The following is a 21,046-nucleotide window of genomic DNA, read 5'->3' as shown; positions in this document are numbered from 1 at the left end:
GGGCTACGGCCTCAGTTCCATCACGGTGCGGCCCACCCGGAACTGCACGCCCGGGTCCACGGCGGTGGCGCGGGAGAGCTTCTGGCCCTGCACGAACGTGCCGTTGGTCGAGCCGAGGTCCTCCAGGAACCAGCGGGAGCCCTGCGGGAACAGCCGGGCGTGGCGGCCGGAGGCGTAGTCGTCCTCGAGCGGGACCGTGGCCTCGGGGGAGCGCCCGAGCATCACCGGGGCCGAGCCCAGCTGGTAGCTGCTGCCCGCGAGCGGGCCCTCCAGGACCACGAGCTGCTGGGGCCGGTGGCGCGAGCCGCCCGTGGTCGGTGCGGGCTGCCGTGCGGGTTCGGCACGGCGTGCCTCGGGCTCCTCGGGGACCACCGCGGTGCGCGTGCGGCCGCGCGAGGCGGAGCGGGCCCTGCCGCTCACGGTGAGGTCACGCGCCTGGGAGAAGACCACGGCGGCGATGAAGATCCACAGCAGCGCCAGGAAGCCGAAGCGCAGCAGGGTCACGGTCAGTTCGGACACGTCAGCGCCTCTCCTTCGGGACGAGCAGGCGGAAGACCAGCCTGGTGCGTCCCATGGTGATCACGGAGCCGTCCACGAGCTGCGCCCGCCCCTGGATCCGCTGGCCGTCCACGTACGAACCGTTCGTGGAGCCGAGGTCCACGGCCAGGAAGGTGGGGCCCTGGCGGCGGATCTCCAGGTGCTTGCGGGAGACCCCGGTGTCCTCCACGGTGATGTCCGCCTCCGCGGAGCGGCCCACGCTCACGCTGTCCGCGTTGAGGGAGAACCGCTCGGTGCCCACCTCGATCACGGGCACGCGGGGCACGCCGTCCGAGGGGGCCGCGGTGCCCGGCCGGTCGTGCTCGCCGGGGAGGGGCTGCCGGGGCTGGCTGGTCCGGGCGTGCGGGGCGGGAGCCGGGGGCTGCGGCGCACGCGCGGAGGTCCCGGCGTCCACGGGGGCCTGCGGGGTGCTCGTGCGCTCGAACGAGGACAGGATGCGGAACTCCCCGGCCTCCAGCTCGGACTGGCGCACGAAGCTCACGCGCACCGCGCCCTGCAGCGTGTAGGCCTGGGAACGGGCGTGGCGGATGACCACATCGCACAGCTCCTCGGCCAGCTGCACGCCCCACTCCTGGGCACGCGGGAAGTCGTCGTCGGAGAACTCCACCGTGAACACGTTCGGGGCCATGGTGCGCCCGCCGGAGACGGTGAAGGACTCCTGGTCCAGCTCGCGGCGCAGCGCACTGGCGATCTCCACGGCCTCCACGCGCTTGCGGGAACCTGCGGTGAAAGCGGTGCGGACGGCCTTCTCGATCCCGTTCTCGAGCCCGGTCCAGAAACCCATCCCGCCTCCTTCCTCGGTCAGCCAGCGGCGGTGTGCTGCGTGCTGCCGCTGGGGGAGCGGTGCGGCACGCGGTCGTGGACAGTTCCCTGAATACTAACCGGCTCGGCTGGGTGGGCGGTGACAGCGCGGACGACGACGCCGCGCGCGCTGGGCCTCAGGGCAGGGACGCGGCGAGCTCCACGGCCTCCTTGATGGCCCGCTTGGCATCGAGCTCCGAGGCCACGTGCGCGCCTCCCACCACGTGCACCGGGCGGTCCCCGGTGAGCTCGGACGCGAGCTCTGCGCGGGACTCCTGCCCCGCGCACAGCACCACGGTGTCCGCGGGAACGAGCAGCTCCACGAGGCCGGGCGCCTCGGCCACCACGGTGGCCTGCGCCCCGCCGGGGGCCTCGTGGCGGGCGGCGGGCGCGCCACCGGAACGCGGCGGCGTCGTGCCCCCGGACGCACGGGAGGCCGCCGCCCCCTGCGGTTCGGCGGGCTCGGGCGCCGGGACGAGCACGTGCACGCCCTGCTCGTCGATGCGCTGGTACTGCACGCCCGTGACGAACTCGACGTCCGCCATGCGCAGCTCGGCGCGGTGGATCCACCCCGTGGTGGTGCCCAGCCGCGCGCCCGGCTTGCCCGGGGTGCGCTGCAGCACGGTGACCCGGCGCAGCGGGGCCGCGGGTTCGGGGCGCAGCAGCCCGCCCCGCGCCTCGAGCGTGCGGTCCACGCCCCACTCCCGGTAGAAGTCCGCGTGGGGGTCGTGCGTGAGGAAGTGGGCGACGTCGAATCCGATGCCGCCGCCGCCGATGATCGCCACGCGCTCGCCCACGGGCGCTCCCGCGAGCACCTCCTTGTAGCCGAGCACCGAGGGACCGTCCTCACCGGGGATCCCGGGGACGCGCGGGCTCACGCCGGTGGCGAGCACCACCCGGTCCGCGAAGTCGAGGTCCGCGGCCGTGGCGGTGCGGCCCGTGTGCACAGTGACCCCGAGCTCCGCGAGGCGCGTGCGGAAGTAGCGGATGGTATGGGCGTAGTCCTCCTTGCCCGGGATGAGCCGGGCGAGCTGGAACTGGCCGCCGATCTCGGTGTGCTCCTCGAAGACAGTCACGCGGTGCCCCCGCTGGGCGGCCGCCTCCGCGAAGGCCAGGCCCGCGGGGCCGGCGCCCACCACGGCGATCCGCTCGGCGGTGCGGGTGGGGCCCAGGACCAGCTCGTCCTCGCGCATGGCCCGCGGGTTGACCAGGCAGGACATCCGCTTGCCGGAGAACGTGTGGTCCAGGCACGCCTGGTTGCACGCGATGCACGTGTTGATCTCGTCCGGGCGCTCGGCGCGGGCCTTGGCCACGAACTGCGGGTCCGCGAGGAACGGGCGGGCGAGGCACACGAGGTCCGCGTCCCCGCGCTCGATCACTGCCTCGCCGATCTCGGGGGTGTTCATGCGGTTCACGGCCGCCACGGGCACGCTCAGGTGCTCGCGCAGGGCACGGCTGACCCACGTGAAGCCCGCGGGCGGGACGCTCGTGGCGATCGTGGGGATCCTGGCCTCGTGCCACCCGATGCCGGTGTTGATCACCGACGCGCCCGCCGCCTCGACCTCCCGCCCCAGGGCCAGCACCTGGTCGAACTCCTGGGCGTCCTGGACCAGGTCCAGGGCGGAGAGCCGGTACATGATGAGGAACTCCGGTCCGGTGGCCTCGCGCACCCGGCGCACGACCTCCACCGCGAAGCGCCGGCGGGCCTCGGGGGAGCCACCCCAGCGGTCCGTGCGCCGGTTGGTGTGCTCCACCAGGAACTCGTTGATCAGGTACCCCTCCGAGCCCATGATCTCCACGCCGTCGTAGCCGGCCCGCTGCGCGAGGAGTGCGGCGTGCGCGAAGTCCTCGACCGTGCGCTCGACGTCCTCGGTGCTCAGCTCGCGCGGGGTCACCCTGTTGATCGGGGCGCGCACGGGCGAGGGCGCCACGGCGTCCGCGTGCATCGCGTACCGGCCGCTGTGCATCAGCTGCAGGGCGATCAGCCCGCCCTCCGCGTGCACGGCGTCCGTGACGGTGCGGTGCGGGGGCAGCTGCTCCTCGGCGCTCAGGTGGGCCCCGCCCTCGCGTGCGGCGCCCTCCTCGTTGGGGGACACACCGCCCGTGACGATCAGCCCCGCGCCGCCGCGCACGCGCTCCACGTAGAAGCGTGCGAGCTCGTGCTCACCGCCCGGGGTCTCCTCGAGGCCCGTGTGCATGGAACCCATGATCACGCGGTGCGGAAGGGTCAGGGAGCCCGCGCGCAGCGGGGATAGAAGATGGGGGTAGGCGCTCATCCGATACTCCAGGTCTCAGGTATTTCTCCCCACCCTAGGGCTCGTGAGCTGGATCACCAATCCCGGGGAGGGGCGGGACGTCGTGCGCATCCTGGTGCGCTCGCCGTCGGCTTGTTATTCTGAATTCATCACATAAGTCGGGCCCGGTGCGATCCCGCGCCGGTGCACGACCCACCAGGAGGTTGTCATGGCCAAGAAGTCCACGCGGACCGCCGCGTTCACCGTCCCCGGTCTCTCCACCGAGCAGGGCCACGCCGTGGCCGAGATCCTGCAGCAGCGCCTGCACGCGCTCAACGACCTGCAGCTGACCCTCAAGCACGCCCACTGGAACGTGGTGGGCCCCAACTTCATCGCGGTGCACGAGATGCTGGACCCGCAGATCGACGAGGTCCGCGGCTACGTGGACGAGCTCGCCGAGCGCATGGCCACCATGGGCGTGTCCCCCAACGGGCTCCCCGGGGCCATCGTGGCCGAGCGCACGTGGGACGACTACGACGTCAACCGCGCCCCGGGCGTGGAGCACCTCGCGGCCCTGGACCTCGTGTACGACGGCGTGATCACCGACCACCGCGAGGCGCTCGCCCGCGTTAGCGACGTGGACCCCATCACCGAGGACATGCTGATCAGCCAGGTCCGCGGCCTCGAGCTGTTCCAGTGGTTCATGCGCTCGCACATCGAGTCCGGCTCGGGCGTGCTCGAGCACGCGGGCGCCCGCACCGAGAAGGCCGCGGCGAAGTCCGTGGCCGGTGGCAAGGGCGCCGCCAAGAGCTCCCGCGCCTCGGGCAAGGCCTCCAAGAAGAAGTAGGTCCCCCAGGTCCGCCCAGGACCCGCCACGGCCCCGGGAGTCGCCCCGCGCGACCCCGGGGCCTTCGCGTGCGTGCACGCCCGCGGAACGGGCTGCACGCCCCGCACTGCCTCGCGGGGCCTCTCTCCCTGCACCCCCTGCCCCCGCGCGCACGGGCCGGCTGGTCTCCGTGCGCGCCCCGGCCCCGGCACGCCCCCGCGCCCCGCACGACGACGCCGCCGGGCACCCGCAGATGCGCGGCGGCGTCGTGGGCCCGGCGGGACGGGCTCAGAAGGCGAGGCCGAAGACCCACACGCCGAGCGTCATGGTGGTGATGGTGATCAGCACCAGCGCGATGAGGTTGAGCCACGCACCGCCGCGGATCATCTGACTGACCGCCACGTACCCGGAGCCGAACGCGATGGCGTTGGGCGGGGTGGCCACCGGGAGCATGAACGCGCACGTGGCGGCCAGTGCCACCGGGATGGCCAGCAGCATGGGGTCCACGCCGATGCCCATGGCCACGCCGCCAGCCACCGGCAGGAACGTGGCCGCGGTGGCCGTGTTGGACGTGAGCTCCGTGAGCAGCAGGATCCCGCCGGCCATGAGCAGCACCAGCAGCACCACGGGCAGCCCGCCCAGGCCCTGGGCCTTCTCCCCGATCCACTCGGTGAGCCCCGAGCCCGAGAACTGCGCGGACAGCGCCAGGCCGCCGCCGAAGAGCAGCAGCACGCCCCACGGCAGCTTGACCGCGGACTCCCAGTCCAGCAGTCGCACGCCGGGGGCGGCACCGGCCGGGCACAGGAACAGCAGCAGGCCCACGACCATGGCGATCCCGGCGTCCGAGATCATCGGCTTGTCGAACAGCACCGGCACCAGGATCCACGCGAGGGCCGCGAGCACGAACAACGTGAGCACACGCTTCTCGCCGGAGGACATGGGGCCGAGCTTGTGCAGCTCCTCCGCGATCAGCTCACGGCCGCCGGGGATCTCGCTGATCTCCGGCTTGAACAGGACCCGGGTGAGCAGCAGCCAGCACAGGGCCAGCAGCACCACGGCCAGCGGGACGCCCACGAGCATCCACTGCCCGAAGCCGATGGTGATCCCGTGCGCGTCCGAGAGGTAGCCCGCCATGAGCGTGTTGGGCGGGGTGCCGATGATCGTGCCGAGCGAGCCGATCGACGCCGCGTACGCGATCCCCAGCATCAGCGAGGTGCCGAAGTTGGACTTGACCACGTCCTCCTTGACCTGCTCGTCCTGCAGGTCCACCTCACCGGCCGGGCCGTCGACGCCGCCGGGGCCGATGGTGCCGTCCGTCCTCGCGGTGCCGTCCGTCGTCGCGCTGGCCTCCCCGCCCGCGGCGGGGGAGGCCTCCGTGGCGTCCCCCGAGCCGATCCTGGTGACCAGCAGCAGCACGGACACGCCGATCGGCAGCATCATCACGGCCGTGGCGGTGTTGGAGACCCACATGGACAGGAAGCCCGTGGCCACCATGAACCCGGCGACCATCTGGGAGGGTTTGGTGCCCATGACCTTGACGGTGAGCAGGGCGATCCGGCGGTGCAGGTTCCAGCGCTGCATGGCCAGGGCCAGCAGGAACCCGCCCATGAACAGGAAGATGATGTTGTTGCCGTAGGAGGCGCCCACCTTGTCGAAGGTGATCTCCTCGCCGAGGGTGGGGAACACCACCAGGGGCAGCAGCGCCGTGGCCGGCAGGGGCAGGGCCTCGGTCATCCACCACGCGCCCATCAGCACGGCAGTGGCCGCGGTGAGCTTGGCGTTGTGGGGGACCTCCTGGGGCATGAGCACGTAGATCAGCGCGGCGAGGGCCGCCCCGCCCAGCAGCCCGAGCAGCCGGATGGTGCGGGTGTGGCGCTTCTCCGCCGGTGCCCGCTCCCCGGGGGACTGGAAGTTCACCTCCTCGCCGCGGTGCGGGTCCGGGTCGAGGTTCTTCAGGTGCGCGCCGGGCACGGATGGATGGCTCATGGCCGCCTCCACATCGTCGTGGGGAAAGGGGATCCCCTCCAGCGTAGGGGCGCACGGGGGAGGGGCCCCGCGGAGCGCGCCGGGCGAGGCCCTCGTGACAGGTTGTGAACGCGCCGACCCGGGCGGCGGTGCACTCGGAACAATGGCCCGGCCGGAGGCCGACCGCGCCCGCCGCCCGTGGGCCCGCGGGTGCCGCGGCCGGGTGAGAGGGCCGGGAGGTGCCTGCGAGGCAGGGCGGCGCCCCCATGAACGGACCCCGCCGCCCGGGGTCGGGCGACGGGGTCGCGGTGCGCGGGCGGCGTCGTGCGCGGTGTCAGGAGACGGTGGCCACCCGGACGGTCTCCGGCAGGGCCTTGACCGCGGCCACGACGTCCTCGGTGACCCCGTTGCCGCAGTCCGTGACCAGGTAGCCCATCTGGGCCTTGGTCACCAGCTGCTGGCGGTCCACGTTGATCCCGTGCTCGCCCAGCACCGAGTTCACGCGCGCCAGCACACCGGGCACGTTGCTGTGGACGTGCAGCAGGCGGGTGCCGTGGATGGTGGGGTCCAGCTGCACCTCGGGGAAGTTCACGGACAGGCTGGTGGTGCCGTAGCGGCAGTAGTCGATCAGCTTGCCCGAGACGAAGCCGCCGATGTTCTCCTGGGCCTCCGCGGTGGAACCGCCCACGTGCGGGGTGAGGATCACGTTGGGCAGGCCCTGCAGCTCGGAGACGAACGGCTCGCCGGCCGCCTTGGGCTCCGAGGGGTAGACGTCCAGCCCGGCGCCGGCCAGGTGCCCGGACACGAGGGCCTCGTGCAGGGCCTCCAGATCCACCACGTGCCCGCGGGAGAGGTTGAGGAAGATGGAGCGCGGGCGCATCCGGCGGAACTGCTCGCGGCCGAACATGGCGGTGTTGGACTCCCGCCCGTCGACGTGCAGTGTGACCGTCTCCACCGTGGTCAGCAGCTGCTCCAGGGAGTCGCACTTGGTGGCGTTGCCCATGGCCAGGCGGTCCACGATGTCGTAGTAGTAGACGTCCATGCCGAACGCCTCGGCCACCACCGAGAGCTGCTTGCCGATGTTGCCGTAGCCCACGATGCCGAGCGTGCGGCCGCGGACCTCGTGGGAGCCCTCGGCGGACTTGAGCCACACGCCCTGGTGCATGGCGGTGTTCTTGTCCGTGAGGTGGCGGGCCAGGGCGATGATCTCCCCGAGGGTCAGCTCCACCACGGAGCGGGTGTTGGAGAACGGGGCGTTGAACACGGCCGTGGCGGTGTCGGTGGCCGCCGTGAGGTCGATCTGGTTGGTGCCGATGCAGAACGCGCCCACGGCCAGCAGCTCGGGGTGGGCCTCCAGGACCTCGCGCGTGACCCGGGTCTTGGAGCGGATCCCCAGCAGCTCCACACCGTCCAGCGCCTCGACCAGCTCCCCGGGGTCCAGCGCGCCCTTGCGGGTCTCGACCTCGAATCCCCGGCTGCGCAGGGCGTCGACGGCGTCCGAATGGATGTTCTCGAGCAGTAAGGCCTTCACCCGTCCATCCTAAGGCCAGGGTTCCGGGCCCCCCCCGGCGTGGGTCCTCCTGCGACAGTGCGGGGCCACGAGCATCGGGCGGGGCGCGACGTCCCGCCCGGGTGGGACGGGCTCGATCAGCCGGCCACCCCGAAGGCCTTCAGAAAGTCGAGCACGATGCCGGCGATGGTGCCGAGGTTCTGGATGACGGAGGTGAAGATGTCCATGGTGCGTGTCCTTCTTGTTGGTCGTCCAGTGACAGTCACCGGGTCACCCCGCGAGCGGAGGCCGTGCGGCATCCGTTCCGACCCGGTGGTTACTACGCTACGGAGCCACCGCCGCCCTGCGACACCGCCGAACGGCCAGACCTGCGCTGGACTGTCGACCAGGCCTTTCCTGGCCGATCGCCCAGCCCCCTGTCCCCGCTCGGGGGACGTTTTCCGACCGGTGGGTCGGGAATGGTGCGCTCAGTCGCCGTACGCGGACAGCAGCCGCTCCACCACGGCGCCCATTCCGTACTCGCGCGCAATGGTCTCCCGGGCCGTGCGGCCCGTGCGTCGGCGCAGGTCGGGATCGGAGAGCAGCTCGGACAGGGCGCGCTCGAGGTCCTGCTGCGAGTCGTCCACGATCACCCCGGAGCCCGTGCGGCGCACCGTGTCCGCCAGACCGCACGTGTCCGTGATCACCACGGGCAGCCCCGAGGACATGGCCTCCAGCACGGACATGGGGTACGGCTCGTCCACCGAGGGCAGCACGTAGAGGTCCGAGTCCCGCATCCACCGCGCGGCACCGGCCGAGTCCACCGGCCCGGCCCACGTGAGGCGGTCCCCCAGGGCGGCGTCCTCGATGGCGCGGCGCACCGCGTCCCCCTGGCCCTCGTCCGGGCCCACCAGGGTGAACGTGGTGTGCGGGAAGCGGTCCGCGAGCGCCCGGGCGGCGGCCACGAACGCGAGCGGGCGCTTGCGCTCCTGCAGCCGGGCGAGGAACAGCACCCGGCACGTCTCATCCTCGCGCACCGCGCGGGGCTGGGTGCTCACGGGCATGCCGTTGTGCAGCTCCACGAGGTTCACAGGACCGCCGGCCACCTGCGCCACCTCCTGGCGTTCCCCCGGTGTGAGGTGGAAGATCCGGTGGGCGTCCCGCAGCACGCGGCGGGTCAGCACGGCGTCGAGCGGGCCTGCCAGCGGGTTCTCCGACGGGTCGATCATCCCGTGGGTCTGCAGCACCGTCCGGGTCCCTGCGCGCTGCGCGAGCCGCGCGGAGGGCAGGGTCAGCAGGTCACGGGCCATGTGCACGTGCACCACGTCCGCGCTCGGGGCCACCCGGCGCACCCACGAGAGCATCGCGGGGGACGTCAGCCCCGCGAATCCCGCGCCCGGCAGCACGTAGTGCGGTGGGAACAGCGCCGTGCGCACGCCGTCGCGCTCCGTGGGCAGCGGGGTACCCAGCTCGGAACCGGTGGCGGCGAGCACGACGTCGTGACCGGCGTCGGCCAGCGCGCGGCACTGGTTGAAGGCCACCGTGGTGGGCCCGCCGTACGCGTTGGTGCCCGAGACGAGGGCCACAATCTGCAGGATCCGCATGCCGCTCACGCCCTCGCGGCCACGGGGGCCAGCACGCGCTCGCCGGCCGGGACGTCACGGGTGACCAGGGCGGTGGCACCCACCACGGCGCCCTCGCCCACGGTCACGCCGCGCAGGACCGTGGCGCGCAGGGCGATCCACGCGCCGTCGGCCACGGTGACGGGCGCGTTGTCGAACTCGAACGCGGGGTCGTCCGCGCGGTGGCTGCCAGTGCACAGCATGGCACCCTGCGAGATGCACACGTCCGAGCCGATCGTGACGGGCTCCAGGTTCAGCAGCCAGGCGCCGACGCCGATCCACGAGTTCTCGCCCACGCTCAGTTTCCAGGGCCAGTGGATCCGTACGTCGTGGCGGATCAGGGTACCCTCCCCGATTTGCGCGCCGAACGCGCGCAGGATGCGCGTGCGCACCCGTGGGGGGCACAGCACGGAGCGCTGCAGCGGCTCCGCGACGAGCGCCCACGCCGCGCACTGCAGGGTGCTGCGGCCCTTGTCGTAGCCACGGCCCGTGAAGGTGGCCAGGCGGCGTCGCTGGTGTGTCATGTTCTCTCCCCTGTGTTGATCGGTCGGTCGTGCATGGCGGTTGCCGGGGCGGTCCGGCCAGCCCACCGGTGGCGGGCCCGGGACGGCCTACCCGCCGGAGGCCCCGTGGTGGACGGGTGCCGAGTAGGCGATCCGCCCCTCGTGGGTGACCACCCTGGCGATCGTGAACCCGCCCGGGACGGTGCTCACCTCCTGGCCGCCCACGATGCTCCCGGGCGGGTCCTCGTAGCCCACGCCGGTGGCGTCGAGCGCGAGACCGGCGGGCCAGGTGTTGTGGAGCAGCTCCACGGACCGCACGGCCCGCGTGGTCGTGACGTGCATTCCGGAGGGCCCCGGGCCCTCGCCGCGCTCGAGTCTCGCCACCCCGGAGAAGTCCGTGGTCTCGTGGCTGCCGAGGGAGTAGTAGCGGCGGCGGTCCGGTGACGGCACGGCGGGGTCCGCCTCGTCGTAGACGACCACCGGGGCGCCGCGGACGCCGGCGGTTCTCGCCCCCTTCTCGTCGAGAAGGTCCACCACGGCCACGACGTGCTCACCTCCGCGCAGGTCCAGGGTCCGTTCGACCACGGCGGCCGTGACGCCGCCCGCGGCCACCGGCTCCGAGACGGCCTCGGCGAGGGTCCGGCCGGCGGCGGAGGTGACCCTCGTGCGCACCCTCACGGCCGTGTGGCCGTGGTTGATCACGAGACCCTCCACCAGCAGCTCCCGGCCGGCGAGCAGGTACTGCGGGGAGCTCGCGTACGCGCGGGCCTCGGAGTCCGCCTGGGCCGCGCCCCGGAAGACCGCGGAGTGGTGCGCCAGCAGGTCCGCGCGCGTGCGGCCCCAGTCGGTGGTGGGCTGGACCGACGTGTGCTCCACGGCGTCGTTCCAGGTGACGGCGGTCAGCCACGCGGGGTGGGCTGCCAGCTGGCTCTCCAGGTGGCGGCGCCAGAGCTCGGTGCCCCGCGCGTCCACGTAGCCGCCGTGAGCGGTCTGCCGGTCGTAGCCGGGCAGCGAGCCCCCGGCGAAGGGAAGATCGTGGGCGGCGGCCCAGGAGACGACGTCGTGGAGGACCTCGGTCTCCTTGTCCTCGAACAGCCACAGCGCGTCGAAGGACCCGGCGTACGGGTCCACGAGCGAGGTGTCCAGGGTGTCGCCGTGCTGGCTCGCCTGGGTCTTCAGCTCCGCGACCAGGAACACGTCGGTGCCCCGGTCGTGGAGCGTGCCGCGCAGCGTGTTCCAGTCACCGGGGGAGAGGGACCGGGCGTTGTAGACCCAGACGACCAGGGCGTCCCCCGAACGGGCCGCGGAGGGGTGTTCGGCCGCGGCCGCCGCGTACTGCTCCACCATGGAGGTGGCGCGGCGCAGGGACGAGACCTGCAGGCACGGGGCCACCGAGAAGCCCGCGGACGACGAGTTCCGCCACGACGGATCGGCGGCCGACATCCAGTCCGCCACGAAGTCCGTGCCGGAGTTGACCCCGTCCAGCAGCAGGATCTGCATCCCGGTGAGCCCCGCGGCCCGGGCCTGCGTGAGCTGGTCGGCGACGAGGCGCTCGTACCCCGTGCCCGCCGGGGCGAGGGAGAGCGGCCGCTCGCTGCCGTAGTGGACGTCCGGGTCCGCGGCCAGGGGCAGTCCCTGGGGCACCATGTGCGCCCACACCTGGCGCCGCTCCAGTGCGCTGGGGGCGGGATCCCGCGGCGCCGGAGCCCCGCCCGGTGCGCACGACGCCGTGACCCCCACCGCGGTCACGGCGGCGAGCGCGATGAACCCGCGGCGGGTGGTGCGGGCCGGGGTCACCGGTGTCCCGTCATGCCCGGCCCGCACCGGCGAGGGGTCCTCTCAGAGCGGGGCCGCGCGGCGCCCGGGACCGCAGGGCCCTGCGCCGCAGGAACGCGGCGGTGAGCGGGCGCAGCGCCCGTTCGAGCACCGTGGCCAGGATCATCATGGAGACGATCCGGCTCACCGCCCGGGTGTTGTACTGGGTGATCATGACCACGGTGAGCATGGCCATCCCGAGCAGTGCGGACAGGAACAGCACCATGGTGGGGTGCGGGTTCGTCCCCACGCTGCGCAGGCAGCCGCGCACCACCAGTCCCCACGCGAGCGTGAACAGCATGAGGCTGAATCCGCCGAAGCTCGCCCACTCGCCCAGGGCCGAGTACGGGATGAACTCGTGGACACGCATCGAGAACAGGATGTCGTCCCAGCCCACCAGCCGCCCCGGCCCCGGGTTCAGGGAGATGAGCATGTCCTGCGCCGTGATGCCGTACTCGTGGCTCGTGAACACGAGCAGCGGCACGCTGAAGCCGAAACTGTTGGTGGTCGTAAGCAGGGACTCGCTGAAGAACGAGGGTTCCGGGAGCACCTTGGCCATGGCGTGCGCGTACGGGATCAGGCCGTGCTCCGTGAGGTCGCGGCAGTACAGCGGGATGGGCAGCAGCACCACCGTGATGGCGGCGGTGCCGAGCCACCCGAGCCAGGACACCCTGCCCCCGGCCAGGAACCTGCCCACCACGTAGAGCACCACCACGCCTGCGAAGACACGGGTGGCGCACGCGAAGAGCAGGACGAGCCAGGACACCATGGCGATCCGGCCCAGCAGCGGGTGCCGCACCGAGAGGAAGCCCGCCGCGAGGACGGCCATGGGCTGGGCGACGCTCGAGGCGGACACGATCGCCGGCGGCGCCATGAAGATCAGGTATTGGGGCGCCTCCAGGATGTAGCGGCCTTTGGCGAGCAGCAGCGCGGCCATGGTCCCGAACGTGATCAGGACCCAGAGCCACGTGAGGGGACGCACCTGCCGCCCGATGGTGCTCAGCAGCGTGGGCCAGGACGGGGTGCGCCCCGGGAACGGGAACACGAGCGCGAGCACGAGCCCCAGGACGGCCCAGGAGATCAGGCGCACGGCGTCGGCGTGGTTGTACGCCGCCCACACCGGCGTGAAGGGGCTCGGCACGGTCACCACGGAGTGGTCCAGGAAGTAGACCGTGGAGGCCCAGCTGATCAGCAGGAAGACGATCAGGGTCAGGACCGGGACCCGGTCCATGGAGATGGCATCGCGCCACTTCATGACGAGAACGAGCCGGTCTGACCTGCGGCGCTCTGTGCGTCGTGGTGGCGGGGTGCGGAGCGTCGGCGCGTGAGGGCCTGGGCTCCGGCGATGCCCAGGATGCCGCCCACCGTGCCGCCGATCAGGGCCCACCGGCTGGCGCTGGGCTTGTCGCTCGTGACCGCGGCGGCGCCCTTCTGGACGATCGAGACGTCCACCTGGGGCGTGCCGTCGCTCTGCGGCGAGAACTGGCGGATGGAGTCCCGCAGGCCCGCGGCGAGGTCGTCGGCGACGGCGGCGCTGCGGTCCCGGTCGGTGTCCGAGTACGCCAGCTTCACGAGGCTCGACCCCGTGGGCACCTCCACGGTGAGGTCCTTGGAGATCTCGTCCGTGGACCGGCCGTGGTCCCCCGCAGTCTCCAGGACGCTGGCGGTCATCGCCAGGTTGTTGTAGGTGGGCATGTTGCTCAGGATGTACTGGGACACCGTCTCCGTCTGACCGCTGGGCAGACTCTGCGCCGGTGTGACCATCACGGTGGTCGTGGACGTGAAGCTCTCGGGCCGCAGCACGGCCACCCCTCCTCCGACGGCCGCCCCCAGGACGGCGGCGCCCAGGACGATCCCCAGGAACCTGACGATGACGTTCTTGACACGTGCGCTCACGTGATTCCCCCCAATTCTTTCCGTTCCCGTCAGCCCGACAGGAACTCCCCTCACGAAATGTCATCGCGAAGGGGGACAAATATTTACCCAATTACCCCTAAACGGGGGACAACCTGGAATTCCTGACCACCTCGTGCGGATTCCCCCGGAACGCCGAGATATTCAGCGAACCTGACGGACCCACGGCGGTGCTCCCCTGAATCCACGGGGATTCTGCGCCCGGCAGTACCCCCGCCCTTCTGTCCCGCCTTTCCCATGATAGCCTCATTATCGCGCTGCGTTTCTATGACAACGAATTTGTCCGCAGTAGTTCACCCTGGGGAGCCGGGAACGGTGGGGTGATCCGTGGTTATCAGGGGAGAGTGCCACCATGCCGAGACTGACCGTCATCATGCCCGCCTACCACGCGGGCGCAACCGTGGAGAGCGCCATGCGGTCCACGCTGCGGGCCATGCCCCGGGACGCGGAGCTCGTGGTGTCCGTGGACGGCCCGGACGCCGAGACGGAACGTGCCGCCCGCCGGGTGTCGGACCGCCGCGTCGTCGTCCGGGAGAACCCGGAGAACGTGGGGACCGTGGTCCGCATGCGGGAGGCGCTGGAGACCACGGACAGCGAGCTGGTGGCCCGCACGGACGCGGACGACCTCTCCCTGCCGTGGCGCTTCGCCGTGAGCATGCGGGCGCTGCGGCACGCGGACATCGTGTGCGGCAGCGGGATCCGCTTCGGCCGGGGCATGCTGCCGCGGCCCTCCTACCCCCGCAACCTCACGAGCACCGAGCTTGGGCTGCTGCTGCCGTTCGTGAACCCGTTGTTCCACTCGAGCATGCTCGCCCGGCGGGAGACCCTCGAGGCCGCGGACGCCTACGCCCGGCCCAACACGGCGGAGGACTACGTGCTGTGGTTCGACGCTCTGCGCCAGGGGGCGCGGATCCACAAGCTGGCCGTGCCCGTGGTGGCCTACCGGCTGAGCCCGGGGCAGCTCTCGGGAGCCCCGGACTACCACGAGCGGATCGCCCAGGACCCGGAGGTGCTGCGCGCGTGGAGCGCGTGGGCCCGGTCCGGCAGGATGTCCTGGCTCGTGGACAACGGCGGCGTCCCGGGCCGTCCCGTGGGCACGCCCGAGCAGCTGCGGCGCGTGGTGGCCGGGGTCCGGCCCGGGACCCGCCCCTACGCCCGGCGCAACCTGGCGCAGGTGGCGGACCTCGCGGGGCACCCCGCATGCTGAACCAGGTCAAGTCTCTCATCGAGCGGGCGCTGCCGCGGGTGTCCTCGGCGCTCGTGATCCTCACGCTCGCCGCGTTCACGTCCCCGCACTACGTGGGCATCTACAACCTGGTCACGCTGATCTACACGGCCATCCAGGTGACCATCGACTCCGGCGCGCGCTTCGCGGTGATCCGGGTGCTCACCGAACCGGGTGGCATGCGCATCATGAACCGCTACCGGGCGGTCATGCCCGTGGTGGCGTTCGTGATCCTCGCGGGGTTCATGCTGTTCCTGCTGCACAACGGGACGCTGGAGAACTGGGGCGAGTTCCTCCAGGTGCTGCCCGTGGCGCTCGCCCCCGGATTCGGTGCGCTGGGGCTGCTGTACGTGGGCACCCTGCAGGCCACCAACCAGTGGGGCACGCTGGCTCGGATGCAGCTGCGGGCCTCGCTCGCTGGGCTGCTCGTGGGCGGCACGGTCCTGGTGCTCACCCACTCGCTGCTGGGCCCGTCCCTGCAGCTGGCGGTCACGGAGGGGACGTTCGCGGTGCTGTGCTGGCTGCGCGCCCGCCGCAGCACGGAGCCCCTGCCGCACACTGCCCCCGGTGGGAAGTCGATCGTCTCGGACATGACCACCATGTCCGGCTACGCCCTCCTGTCCTGGTTCCAGGGCCAGGCGGAGCGGCTGTTCATGACCGCGTTCGCCGGCACCGCGGCCCTCGGCACGTACACCGCGGGCAGTGCGGTGGGCCGGGCCCCGGGAGACGCGCTGGCGGCGTCGACCGTCAACGTGGTCCGCGTGGGCATCGCGGACAAGGAGACCCCGGACGAGATCCGGGAGGCGAGCGACCGCCACCTGTACCCGGCGCTGCTGCTGGCCGTGGCGGGCGTGGTGGTGGCGCAGGTCGCCGCGGTCGTGCTCACCCCGATCCTGGGGGAGCAGTGGCGTCCGGCGATGTCCATGGTGCCGTTCATCGCCATGGTCTCTTTCCCGGGAGTGCTCTCCTGGGCCGCCTCGGTGCTGCTCGTGCGCACGGGAGGGGCGTGGAAGACCTTCGTGGGCCCGCTCATCGGCCTGGTGTTCGGTGCCGTGATCGCCTGGGTGGCCTCCTTCGACCTGCACCTCGCGGCCACCGTGCTGGTGCTGCGCGAGTTCACCGTGGTGGTGGTGGCGTACCTGTTCATCGGCAGGGCCGCGCCGTGGCGCTCCTTCTGGCTGTCCGCGGGGCTCTCCGCGGTGGGGCTCGGGACGTGCTGGCTCGTGGTTCTCTGACCGTTCCCCCAACGTTCTCGCCGCCACGGCACGTAGCCTGCCCGCATGACGAGATCCGGGCCCACGGCCTCTACAGCAGCGCCGGCCCCGCACCGGGGGCGCGCAGGGTTCCTGCGGGAACGGCTGAGCGAGCCGCCCCTTGCCGACGCCCGATCCCGCCGCAACCGCGTGGTGATCGCGCTGGTCATGGTCGTTGCGAGCCTCGTGCTGTTCGTCCGCGTGTGGGACTGGTGGACCGAGCGGGAGGACCTCTCCCGCTGGGACGTCCCGGCCCTGACGTGGCTCACGGAGCACCGTGACCCGGTGCTCACGGGTGTCCTGGAGGTCGTCACCACCCTCACCGCGCCCACCGGGATGATCATCATCTGCGCCGTCACGGTGCCCGTGTGGCTGCTGGGCAGCCGGCACTGGTGGCGCCCCGTTCTGCTCGCCGGGGCCATGGCCGTGGCCGTGGCGTGCATCGTGGGCATCAAGTCGGTCGCCGGGCGCGGGCGGCCCCCCGTGGCGGACATGCTCATGGGCGCGGACCTGTCCTACTCGTTCCCCTCCGGCCACACGCTGGCCACCTCCACGTTCGTGCTGGTGCTGCTGTACCTCGTGTACTTCCGTCCGTACGCCGAGCACCTGATGGAGGCCACGGGCGCGGTGACGACGACGCCGCACGGGCCGTCCGCGGCCCGTCCGCCCGCCCGCTGGTGGGTGGTCGCAGCCGGGATCGCGGTCATTGCGGTCGTCGCGTTCAGCCGCCTCTACCTGGGCTACCACTGGCTCACGGACGTCACCGCCTCGCTGCTGCTGGCCGTGGCCGTGCTCGGTCTGGTGGTGGGGGTGGACGCGTGGCGCCCCACGGCCCGGCTCACGCCCGTGGCACCGCACCCCCAGCAGGAGCGGCCCGTCTGAGACCTGCGGTGGTCAACGCGGCACGGCGGGCGGCCCCGTGGGGACCGTCCGCCGTGCCGCGTGCTCGAGGACTGCCGCTAGGCGCCCCGCGCGGAGTCCCGGTGCGCGCGGTACCAGGACACGGCGTCGTCGAGCCCCGTGGGCAGGTCGATGGACGCGTTCCAGCCCAGCGCACGCAGGTGGGAGACGTCCATAAGCTTGCGGGGGGTGCCGTCCGGCTTGGAGGCGTCCCAGTGCGTGGTGCCGTCGAAACCGGTGGCGGCGGCCACGAGCTCCGCGAGCTCGGCGATGGTGACGTCCTCGCCCACGCCCACGTTGACCTGCTGGGGGCCGTCGTAGTGCTCCAGCAGGAACAGGCAGGCCGAGGCGAGGTCGTCCGCGTGGAGGAACTCGCGGCGCGGTGACCCGGAACCCCAGTTGGTGATCTCGGTGTCCCCGTGGCGCACGGCCTCGTCGTAGCGGCGGATCATGGCGGGCAGCACGTGGGAACCGGTCGGGGAGAAGTTGTCCCCGGGGCCGTAGAGGTTGGTGGGCATGGCGGAGATCCACGGCAGCCCGTACTGCCGGCGCACCGACTGGACGTGCAGGATGCCGGCAATCTTCGCGATCGCGTAGGCGTCGTTCGTGGGCTCCAGGTACCCGGTCAGCAGCGCGTCCTCCCGCAGCGGCTGCTCCGCCAGCTTGGGGTAGATGCAGGACGAGCCCAGGAACAGCACCCGTTCCACGTCCACCGCGCGCGCGGCGTCCAGGAGGTTGAGCTGGATCCGCAGGTTGTCGGAGAGGAAGTCCACCGGGCGCGTGTTGTTCGCCCCGATGCCGCCGACCCTGGCCGCGGCGAGCACCATGTACCGCGGCTTCTTCTCGGCCATGAAGGCCTCGACCGCCCCGCGGTCCCTCAGGTCCAGCTCCGCGGAGGTGGCACCCACTAGGTTCTCGAAGCCCTGGGACTCCAGGTGGCGCCACACGGCCGAGCCCACGAGCCCGCGGTGGCCCGCCACGTAGAACGGGGCGGTGCGGTCGAGCGGGCCCGGTGTGAAGCGGACGTCGTCGGTGGTGCGGGCGTCGGCGGGGTCGCTGACGGTGCGGGGCCAGTGGGAACCGTCGGTGGCGTCCACGATCTCCTCCTCGTGCAGGTGCGTGCTCATGCGGCCCGTCCGGGGGCCCAGATGTGCTGGGAGACGGTGTCGATCCAGGGGGTGCCGGCGCACTCCAGGGCTGCACGGTCCGCGTCCACCATGATGCGCGCCAGCTCGGGGGCGTGCACGGTGGCCTTCCAGCCGAGCTTCTCCTCGGCCTTGGAGGGGTCCCCGATCAGGGCGTCCACCTCGGTGGGGCGCAGGTAGCGCTCGTCGAAGCGCACGTGGTCCTCCCAGTTCAGCCCGGCGTGCTCGAACGAGGTCTCCAGGAACTCGCGCACCGTGCTGGGCCGACCCGTGGCCAGCACGAAGTCCTCGGGCTCGTCCACCTGCAGCATGCGCCACATGCCCTCCACGTACTCGGCGGCGTAGCCCCAGTCGCGGATGGCGTCCAGGTTGCCCATGTACAGGTGCTCCTGCTTGCCCGCGGCGATCGCGGCCACGGCCCGGGTGATCTTGCGGGTCACGAAGGTCTCGCCGCGGCGGGGGGACTCGTGGTTGAAGAGGATCCCGTTGACCGCGAACATGTCGTAGGCCTCGCGGTAGTTCTTGGTGATCCAGTACGAGTAGATCTTCGCCGCACCGTACGGCGAGCGCGGGTAGAACGGGGTGTCCTCGTTCTGCGGCGGCGGCGTGGCACCGAACAGCTCCGAGGTGGAGGCCTGGTAGAAGCGGCACTTCACCCCCGCGCGGCGCACCGCCTCGAGCAGCCGGACGGTGCCCAGACCGGTGGTGTCACCGGTGTGCTCGGGCTCGTCGAAGGACACGCGCACGTGGGACTGCGCGGCCAGGTTGTAGACCTCGTCCGGGTCGATCTCGGCCATGAGGGTGACCAGTCGTGCGGCGTCGGAGAGGTCCCCGTAGTGCAGGAACAGCTGCGCGTCGGGGTTGTGCGGATCCTGGTACAGGTGGTCGATGCGCGAGGTGTTGAACGTGGAGGCGCGGCGGATCAGGCCGTGGACCTCGTAGCCCTTGGACAGCAGCAGCTCCGCCAGGTAGGAGCCGTCCTGCCCGGTGATGCCCGTGATGAGCGCTTTCTTGTGACTCATGGTGATCTCTCCCCTTGTGGATCGTGTGCGGCGGGGCGGCGGTGCCCCGGTGTGTCAGGAATGGGCGGTGGCGGGTGTCCGCGGCTGCGCGGGAACGCCCGGGTGCAGCCTGCGCAGCGCGGAGGTGAATGAGCGCACGGCCGCGTCGCGGCTGAGCACGTCCCGGACGTAGCGGCGCCCGCCGCGGTGGGTGGCGCCACCCGTGGAGATCCACTCCTCGTGCAGCGTCATGGCGCCCGCCACGAGTGCCTCGGGGTCTCCCGGGCGCACCCGGATGCCCGCGTCCGCGGCGGCGAGCTCCGCGGCGGAGGGGCCCTCCGCCTCCACCGCGGCGAGCACCGGGCGGTCCGCGGTGAAATAGCTCGTGAGCTTGCTGGGCACGCACATCTCGGTGAGCCCGGGCCGTTCGTTGACCAGCAGGATGTCCGCGGCGCGCAGCAGCCCGGCGTAGGTGTCCTCGTCCACGCTGGGCAGCACCTCGAAGCGCGGGGTGCGCTCGGCGAGCTCCTCGAGCTGGGGGCGCTGGTGCCCGCCGCCCACGAGCACGAAGCGCAGCGGCGCCCCGGTGCGCTGGGCCACCTCCGCGGCGGCGGCCACGTTCGCGAGGTCCTGCTTGGCGCCCATGTTGCCGGTGTGCAGCACCACCACGTCCTCCGGCCGCCAGCCGAAGCGCCGACGCAGGGCGTCGGTGTCCACGCCGGGGGCCTCGGAGATGTGCGTCCAGTTGCGCACCGTGGTCACCCGGTCCGCGGCCACGCCCATGTGCCGGCGCAGGTAGTCCGAGAACCGGTCGTGGATCACGACGACGCCGCTGCAGGAGCGCAGGAACGTCCCCTCCACCGCGCGCATCAGGCGCGTGACCGGCCCGCCGGCCGCGCCCGTCTCCGCGAGCCCGGCCGTGTAGATGTCGTGCACCCATGCGATCACCGGGGTGCGCGTCAGCGCCGCGCGCACCCGCACGATGGCGGAGGCGAACAGGGCGGGGGTGATCAGGACGACGACGTCCGGGTTCCCCCACGGGGCGGTCACGGCGCGCAGCCCGAAGACGATCTCCATGCCCAGCCGCCGCAGCTGGCCGGCGTCGTGCGGGACCGGGTGCGGCACGCGCAGCACCGGGACGCCGTCGACGACCTCGTACCCGTTGCCGTTCTTCGGGTACCCCTCGTGGATGCTCCACTGCGGGTAGTGCGGGAGTCCGGTGATGACGTCGGTGTCCCACCCGGCGTCCCGCAGCGCGCGGGCCATGCCCGCGGTGTAGGGCGCGATGCCCGTGTGCTCCGGTGAATAGTTGAGACCTACGATCAGAATGCGTGGTGCCACGCTTGCTCCTCCCCCTGAAAAGCGGGGCCGAGCCCCTGCTTTCCCCCAGTTGCGGTGGGCCTCCCCAGGCCCACCCGCCGCCTCCCGCGTGGATCGTCGGCAGCGGCGCATCGGTGTCGACGTCTTCTCTCCCTAGCCCATCGACGTTTGCCATCATAATCACGCCGCAAAGCATGCAACTCCGGAATGACCACAAATCTGTGTGGGCTCATATAGGTACAACCGCACAAACGCGCTGGTGGGAGCGGGAAAAACAGTCGTGTCAATGAAAAACCACACATTAGGGGACGCCGCCCCTCGGCCCATCTGTGAACTTCCTGGCTATGCTTTATGAGTGCAAAGCTGCACGACTTCCGCGGGGGAACGCGGGTCCGGGGCAAGAATCCGCCGGTGGCGGTGGGGGATCCGTTCGTGGAGGAGTGACCGTCGTGACGGCGGGGCAGGGGCAACGGTG

General features: G+C 72.0%; 17 protein-coding genes. 4 read left to right on the top strand and 13 right to left on the bottom strand.

The window, feature by feature from the left end; all coding sequences use genetic code 11:
* Positions 1-3 precede the first annotated feature (3 nt).
* From KRH_RS10195 to KRH_RS10185, 3 genes are all read right to left on the bottom strand, one after another.
* A complete protein-coding gene (locus KRH_RS10195) occupies positions 4-519 on the bottom strand; it encodes an FHA domain-containing protein FhaB/FipA (RefSeq protein ID WP_012399130.1) in 516 nt (171 codons plus the stop codon).
* Position 520: 1 nt separating this feature from the next.
* Complete coding sequence (locus tag KRH_RS10190; protein WP_012399129.1) at positions 521-1,342, bottom strand: FhaA domain-containing protein; 822 nt, start codon at positions 1,340-1,342, stop codon at positions 521-523.
* Positions 1,343-1,496: 154 nt separating this feature from the next.
* A complete protein-coding gene (locus KRH_RS10185) occupies positions 1,497-3,635 on the bottom strand; it encodes an NADPH-dependent 2,4-dienoyl-CoA reductase (RefSeq protein ID WP_012399128.1) in 2,139 nt (712 codons plus the stop codon).
* Between the two features lie 187 nt (positions 3,636-3,822).
* Between KRH_RS10185 and KRH_RS10180 the strand changes: the two genes are divergently transcribed.
* Entirely contained in the window at positions 3,823-4,440 is a 618-nt protein-coding gene (locus KRH_RS10180) for a Dps family protein (RefSeq protein WP_012399127.1), read from the top strand.
* A gap of 267 nt (positions 4,441-4,707) precedes the next feature.
* Here the strand turns inward: KRH_RS10180 and KRH_RS10175 are convergent, their stop codons facing one another.
* The 7 genes from KRH_RS10175 to KRH_RS10145 form a co-directional block, all read right to left on the bottom strand.
* The gene (locus KRH_RS10175) at positions 4,708-6,405 is read right to left on the bottom strand and encodes an SLC13 family permease (RefSeq protein ID WP_167528088.1); all 1,698 of its coding nucleotides are present in this window, start codon (positions 6,403-6,405) and stop codon (positions 4,708-4,710) included.
* 313 nt (positions 6,406-6,718) lie between these two features.
* Complete coding sequence (gene serA, locus KRH_RS10170) at positions 6,719-7,915, bottom strand: phosphoglycerate dehydrogenase (RefSeq protein WP_012399125.1); 1,197 nt, start codon at positions 7,913-7,915, stop codon at positions 6,719-6,721.
* A gap of 446 nt (positions 7,916-8,361) precedes the next feature.
* A complete protein-coding gene (locus KRH_RS10165; protein WP_012399123.1) occupies positions 8,362-9,477 on the bottom strand; it encodes a glycosyltransferase in 1,116 nt (371 codons plus the stop codon).
* A gap of 5 nt (positions 9,478-9,482) precedes the next feature.
* Positions 9,483-10,019 carry a DapH/DapD/GlmU-related protein gene (locus KRH_RS10160; RefSeq protein ID WP_012399122.1) on the bottom strand — a complete coding sequence of 179 codons (537 nt, stop codon included), beginning with the start codon at positions 10,017-10,019 and terminating at the stop codon, positions 9,483-9,485.
* Positions 10,020-10,106: 87 nt separating this feature from the next.
* Entirely contained in the window at positions 10,107-11,795 is a 1,689-nt protein-coding gene (locus tag KRH_RS10155) for a hypothetical protein (RefSeq protein ID WP_012399121.1), read from the bottom strand.
* 10 nt (positions 11,796-11,805) lie between these two features.
* Positions 11,806-13,068, bottom strand: a complete 1,263-nt coding sequence (locus KRH_RS10150; protein WP_012399120.1) for a hypothetical protein — start codon at positions 13,066-13,068, stop codon at positions 11,806-11,808.
* Positions 13,065-13,709: a hypothetical protein gene (locus KRH_RS10145; RefSeq protein ID WP_012399119.1), complete on the bottom strand. Its 645-nt coding sequence runs from the start codon at positions 13,707-13,709 to the stop codon at positions 13,065-13,067. The genes KRH_RS10150 and KRH_RS10145 overlap by 4 nt, the downstream gene beginning before the upstream one ends.
* A 370-nt stretch (positions 13,710-14,079) precedes the next feature.
* On the opposite strand from KRH_RS10145, the gene KRH_RS10140 reads away from it, so the two are divergent.
* Genes KRH_RS10140 through KRH_RS10130 form a run of 3 tightly spaced genes read left to right on the top strand, consistent with a single transcriptional unit; the run spans position 14,080 to position 17,087 of the window.
* Positions 14,080-14,934 (top strand): glycosyltransferase family 2 protein, encoded by an 855-nt coding sequence (locus KRH_RS10140; protein WP_012399118.1) that lies wholly within the window; start codon positions 14,080-14,082, stop codon positions 14,932-14,934.
* Entirely contained in the window at positions 14,928-16,187 is a 1,260-nt protein-coding gene (locus KRH_RS10135; protein ID WP_012399117.1) for a lipopolysaccharide biosynthesis protein, read from the top strand. Before KRH_RS10140 ends, KRH_RS10135 begins: the two co-directional genes overlap by 7 nt.
* A gap of 45 nt (positions 16,188-16,232) precedes the next feature.
* Entirely contained in the window at positions 16,233-17,087 is an 855-nt protein-coding gene (locus tag KRH_RS10130; protein ID WP_081431620.1) for a phosphatase PAP2 family protein, read from the top strand.
* Positions 17,088-17,164: 77 nt separating this feature from the next.
* Here KRH_RS10130 and KRH_RS10125 read toward each other — a convergent pair whose 3' ends face one another.
* The 3 genes from KRH_RS10125 to KRH_RS10115 are packed head-to-tail and all read right to left on the bottom strand — an operon-like array spanning position 17,165 to position 20,592.
* Complete coding sequence (locus KRH_RS10125; protein WP_041297421.1) at positions 17,165-18,232, bottom strand: GDP-L-fucose synthase family protein; 1,068 nt, start codon at positions 18,230-18,232, stop codon at positions 17,165-17,167.
* Complete coding sequence (gmd, locus tag KRH_RS10120; RefSeq protein WP_012399114.1) at positions 18,229-19,272, bottom strand: GDP-mannose 4,6-dehydratase; 1,044 nt, start codon at positions 19,270-19,272, stop codon at positions 18,229-18,231. Before gmd ends, KRH_RS10125 begins: the two co-directional genes overlap by 4 nt.
* Before the next feature lie 54 nt (positions 19,273-19,326).
* Positions 19,327-20,592 carry a glycosyltransferase family 4 protein gene (locus KRH_RS10115; protein WP_012399113.1) on the bottom strand — a complete coding sequence of 422 codons (1,266 nt, stop codon included), beginning with the start codon at positions 20,590-20,592 and terminating at the stop codon, positions 19,327-19,329.
* Positions 20,593-21,046: the final 454 nt, after the last annotated feature.

Source organism: Kocuria rhizophila DC2201 (assembly GCF_000010285.1).
Taxonomy (GTDB): domain Bacteria; phylum Actinomycetota; class Actinomycetes; order Actinomycetales; family Micrococcaceae; genus Kocuria; species Kocuria rhizophila_A.
This window is presented reverse-complemented; position numbering and strand designations above follow the sequence as displayed.

What these genes read in the sequence shown, in the direction of transcription:
- KRH_RS10190 (WP_012399129.1), bottom strand. Translation starts at nt 1,342, where the DNA reads ATGGGTTTCTGGACCGGGCTCGAGAACGGGATCGAGAAGGCCGTCCGC.
- KRH_RS10185 (WP_012399128.1), bottom strand. Translation starts at nt 3,635, where the DNA reads ATGAGCGCCTACCCCCATCTTCTATCCCCGCTGCGCGCGGGCTCCCTG.
- KRH_RS10180 (WP_012399127.1), top strand. Translation starts at nt 3,823, where the DNA reads ATGGCCAAGAAGTCCACGCGGACCGCCGCGTTCACCGTCCCCGGTCTC.
- KRH_RS10175 (WP_167528088.1), bottom strand. Translation starts at nt 6,405, where the DNA reads ATGAGCCATCCATCCGTGCCCGGCGCGCACCTGAAGAACCTCGACCCG.
- KRH_RS10165 (WP_012399123.1), bottom strand. Translation starts at nt 9,477, where the DNA reads ATGCGGATCCTGCAGATTGTGGCCCTCGTCTCGGGCACCAACGCGTAC.
- KRH_RS10160 (WP_012399122.1), bottom strand. Translation starts at nt 10,019, where the DNA reads ATGACACACCAGCGACGCCGCCTGGCCACCTTCACGGGCCGTGGCTAC.
- KRH_RS10150 (WP_012399120.1), bottom strand. Translation starts at nt 13,068, where the DNA reads ATGAAGTGGCGCGATGCCATCTCCATGGACCGGGTCCCGGTCCTGACC.
- KRH_RS10140 (WP_012399118.1), top strand. Translation starts at nt 14,080, where the DNA reads ATGCCGAGACTGACCGTCATCATGCCCGCCTACCACGCGGGCGCAACC.
- KRH_RS10135 (WP_012399117.1), top strand. Translation starts at nt 14,928, where the DNA reads ATGCTGAACCAGGTCAAGTCTCTCATCGAGCGGGCGCTGCCGCGGGTG.
- KRH_RS10130 (WP_081431620.1), top strand. Translation starts at nt 16,233, where the DNA reads ATGACGAGATCCGGGCCCACGGCCTCTACAGCAGCGCCGGCCCCGCAC.
- KRH_RS10125 (WP_041297421.1), bottom strand. Translation starts at nt 18,232, where the DNA reads ATGAGCACGCACCTGCACGAGGAGGAGATCGTGGACGCCACCGACGGT.
- gmd (WP_012399114.1), bottom strand. Translation starts at nt 19,272, where the DNA reads ATGAGTCACAAGAAAGCGCTCATCACGGGCATCACCGGGCAGGACGGC.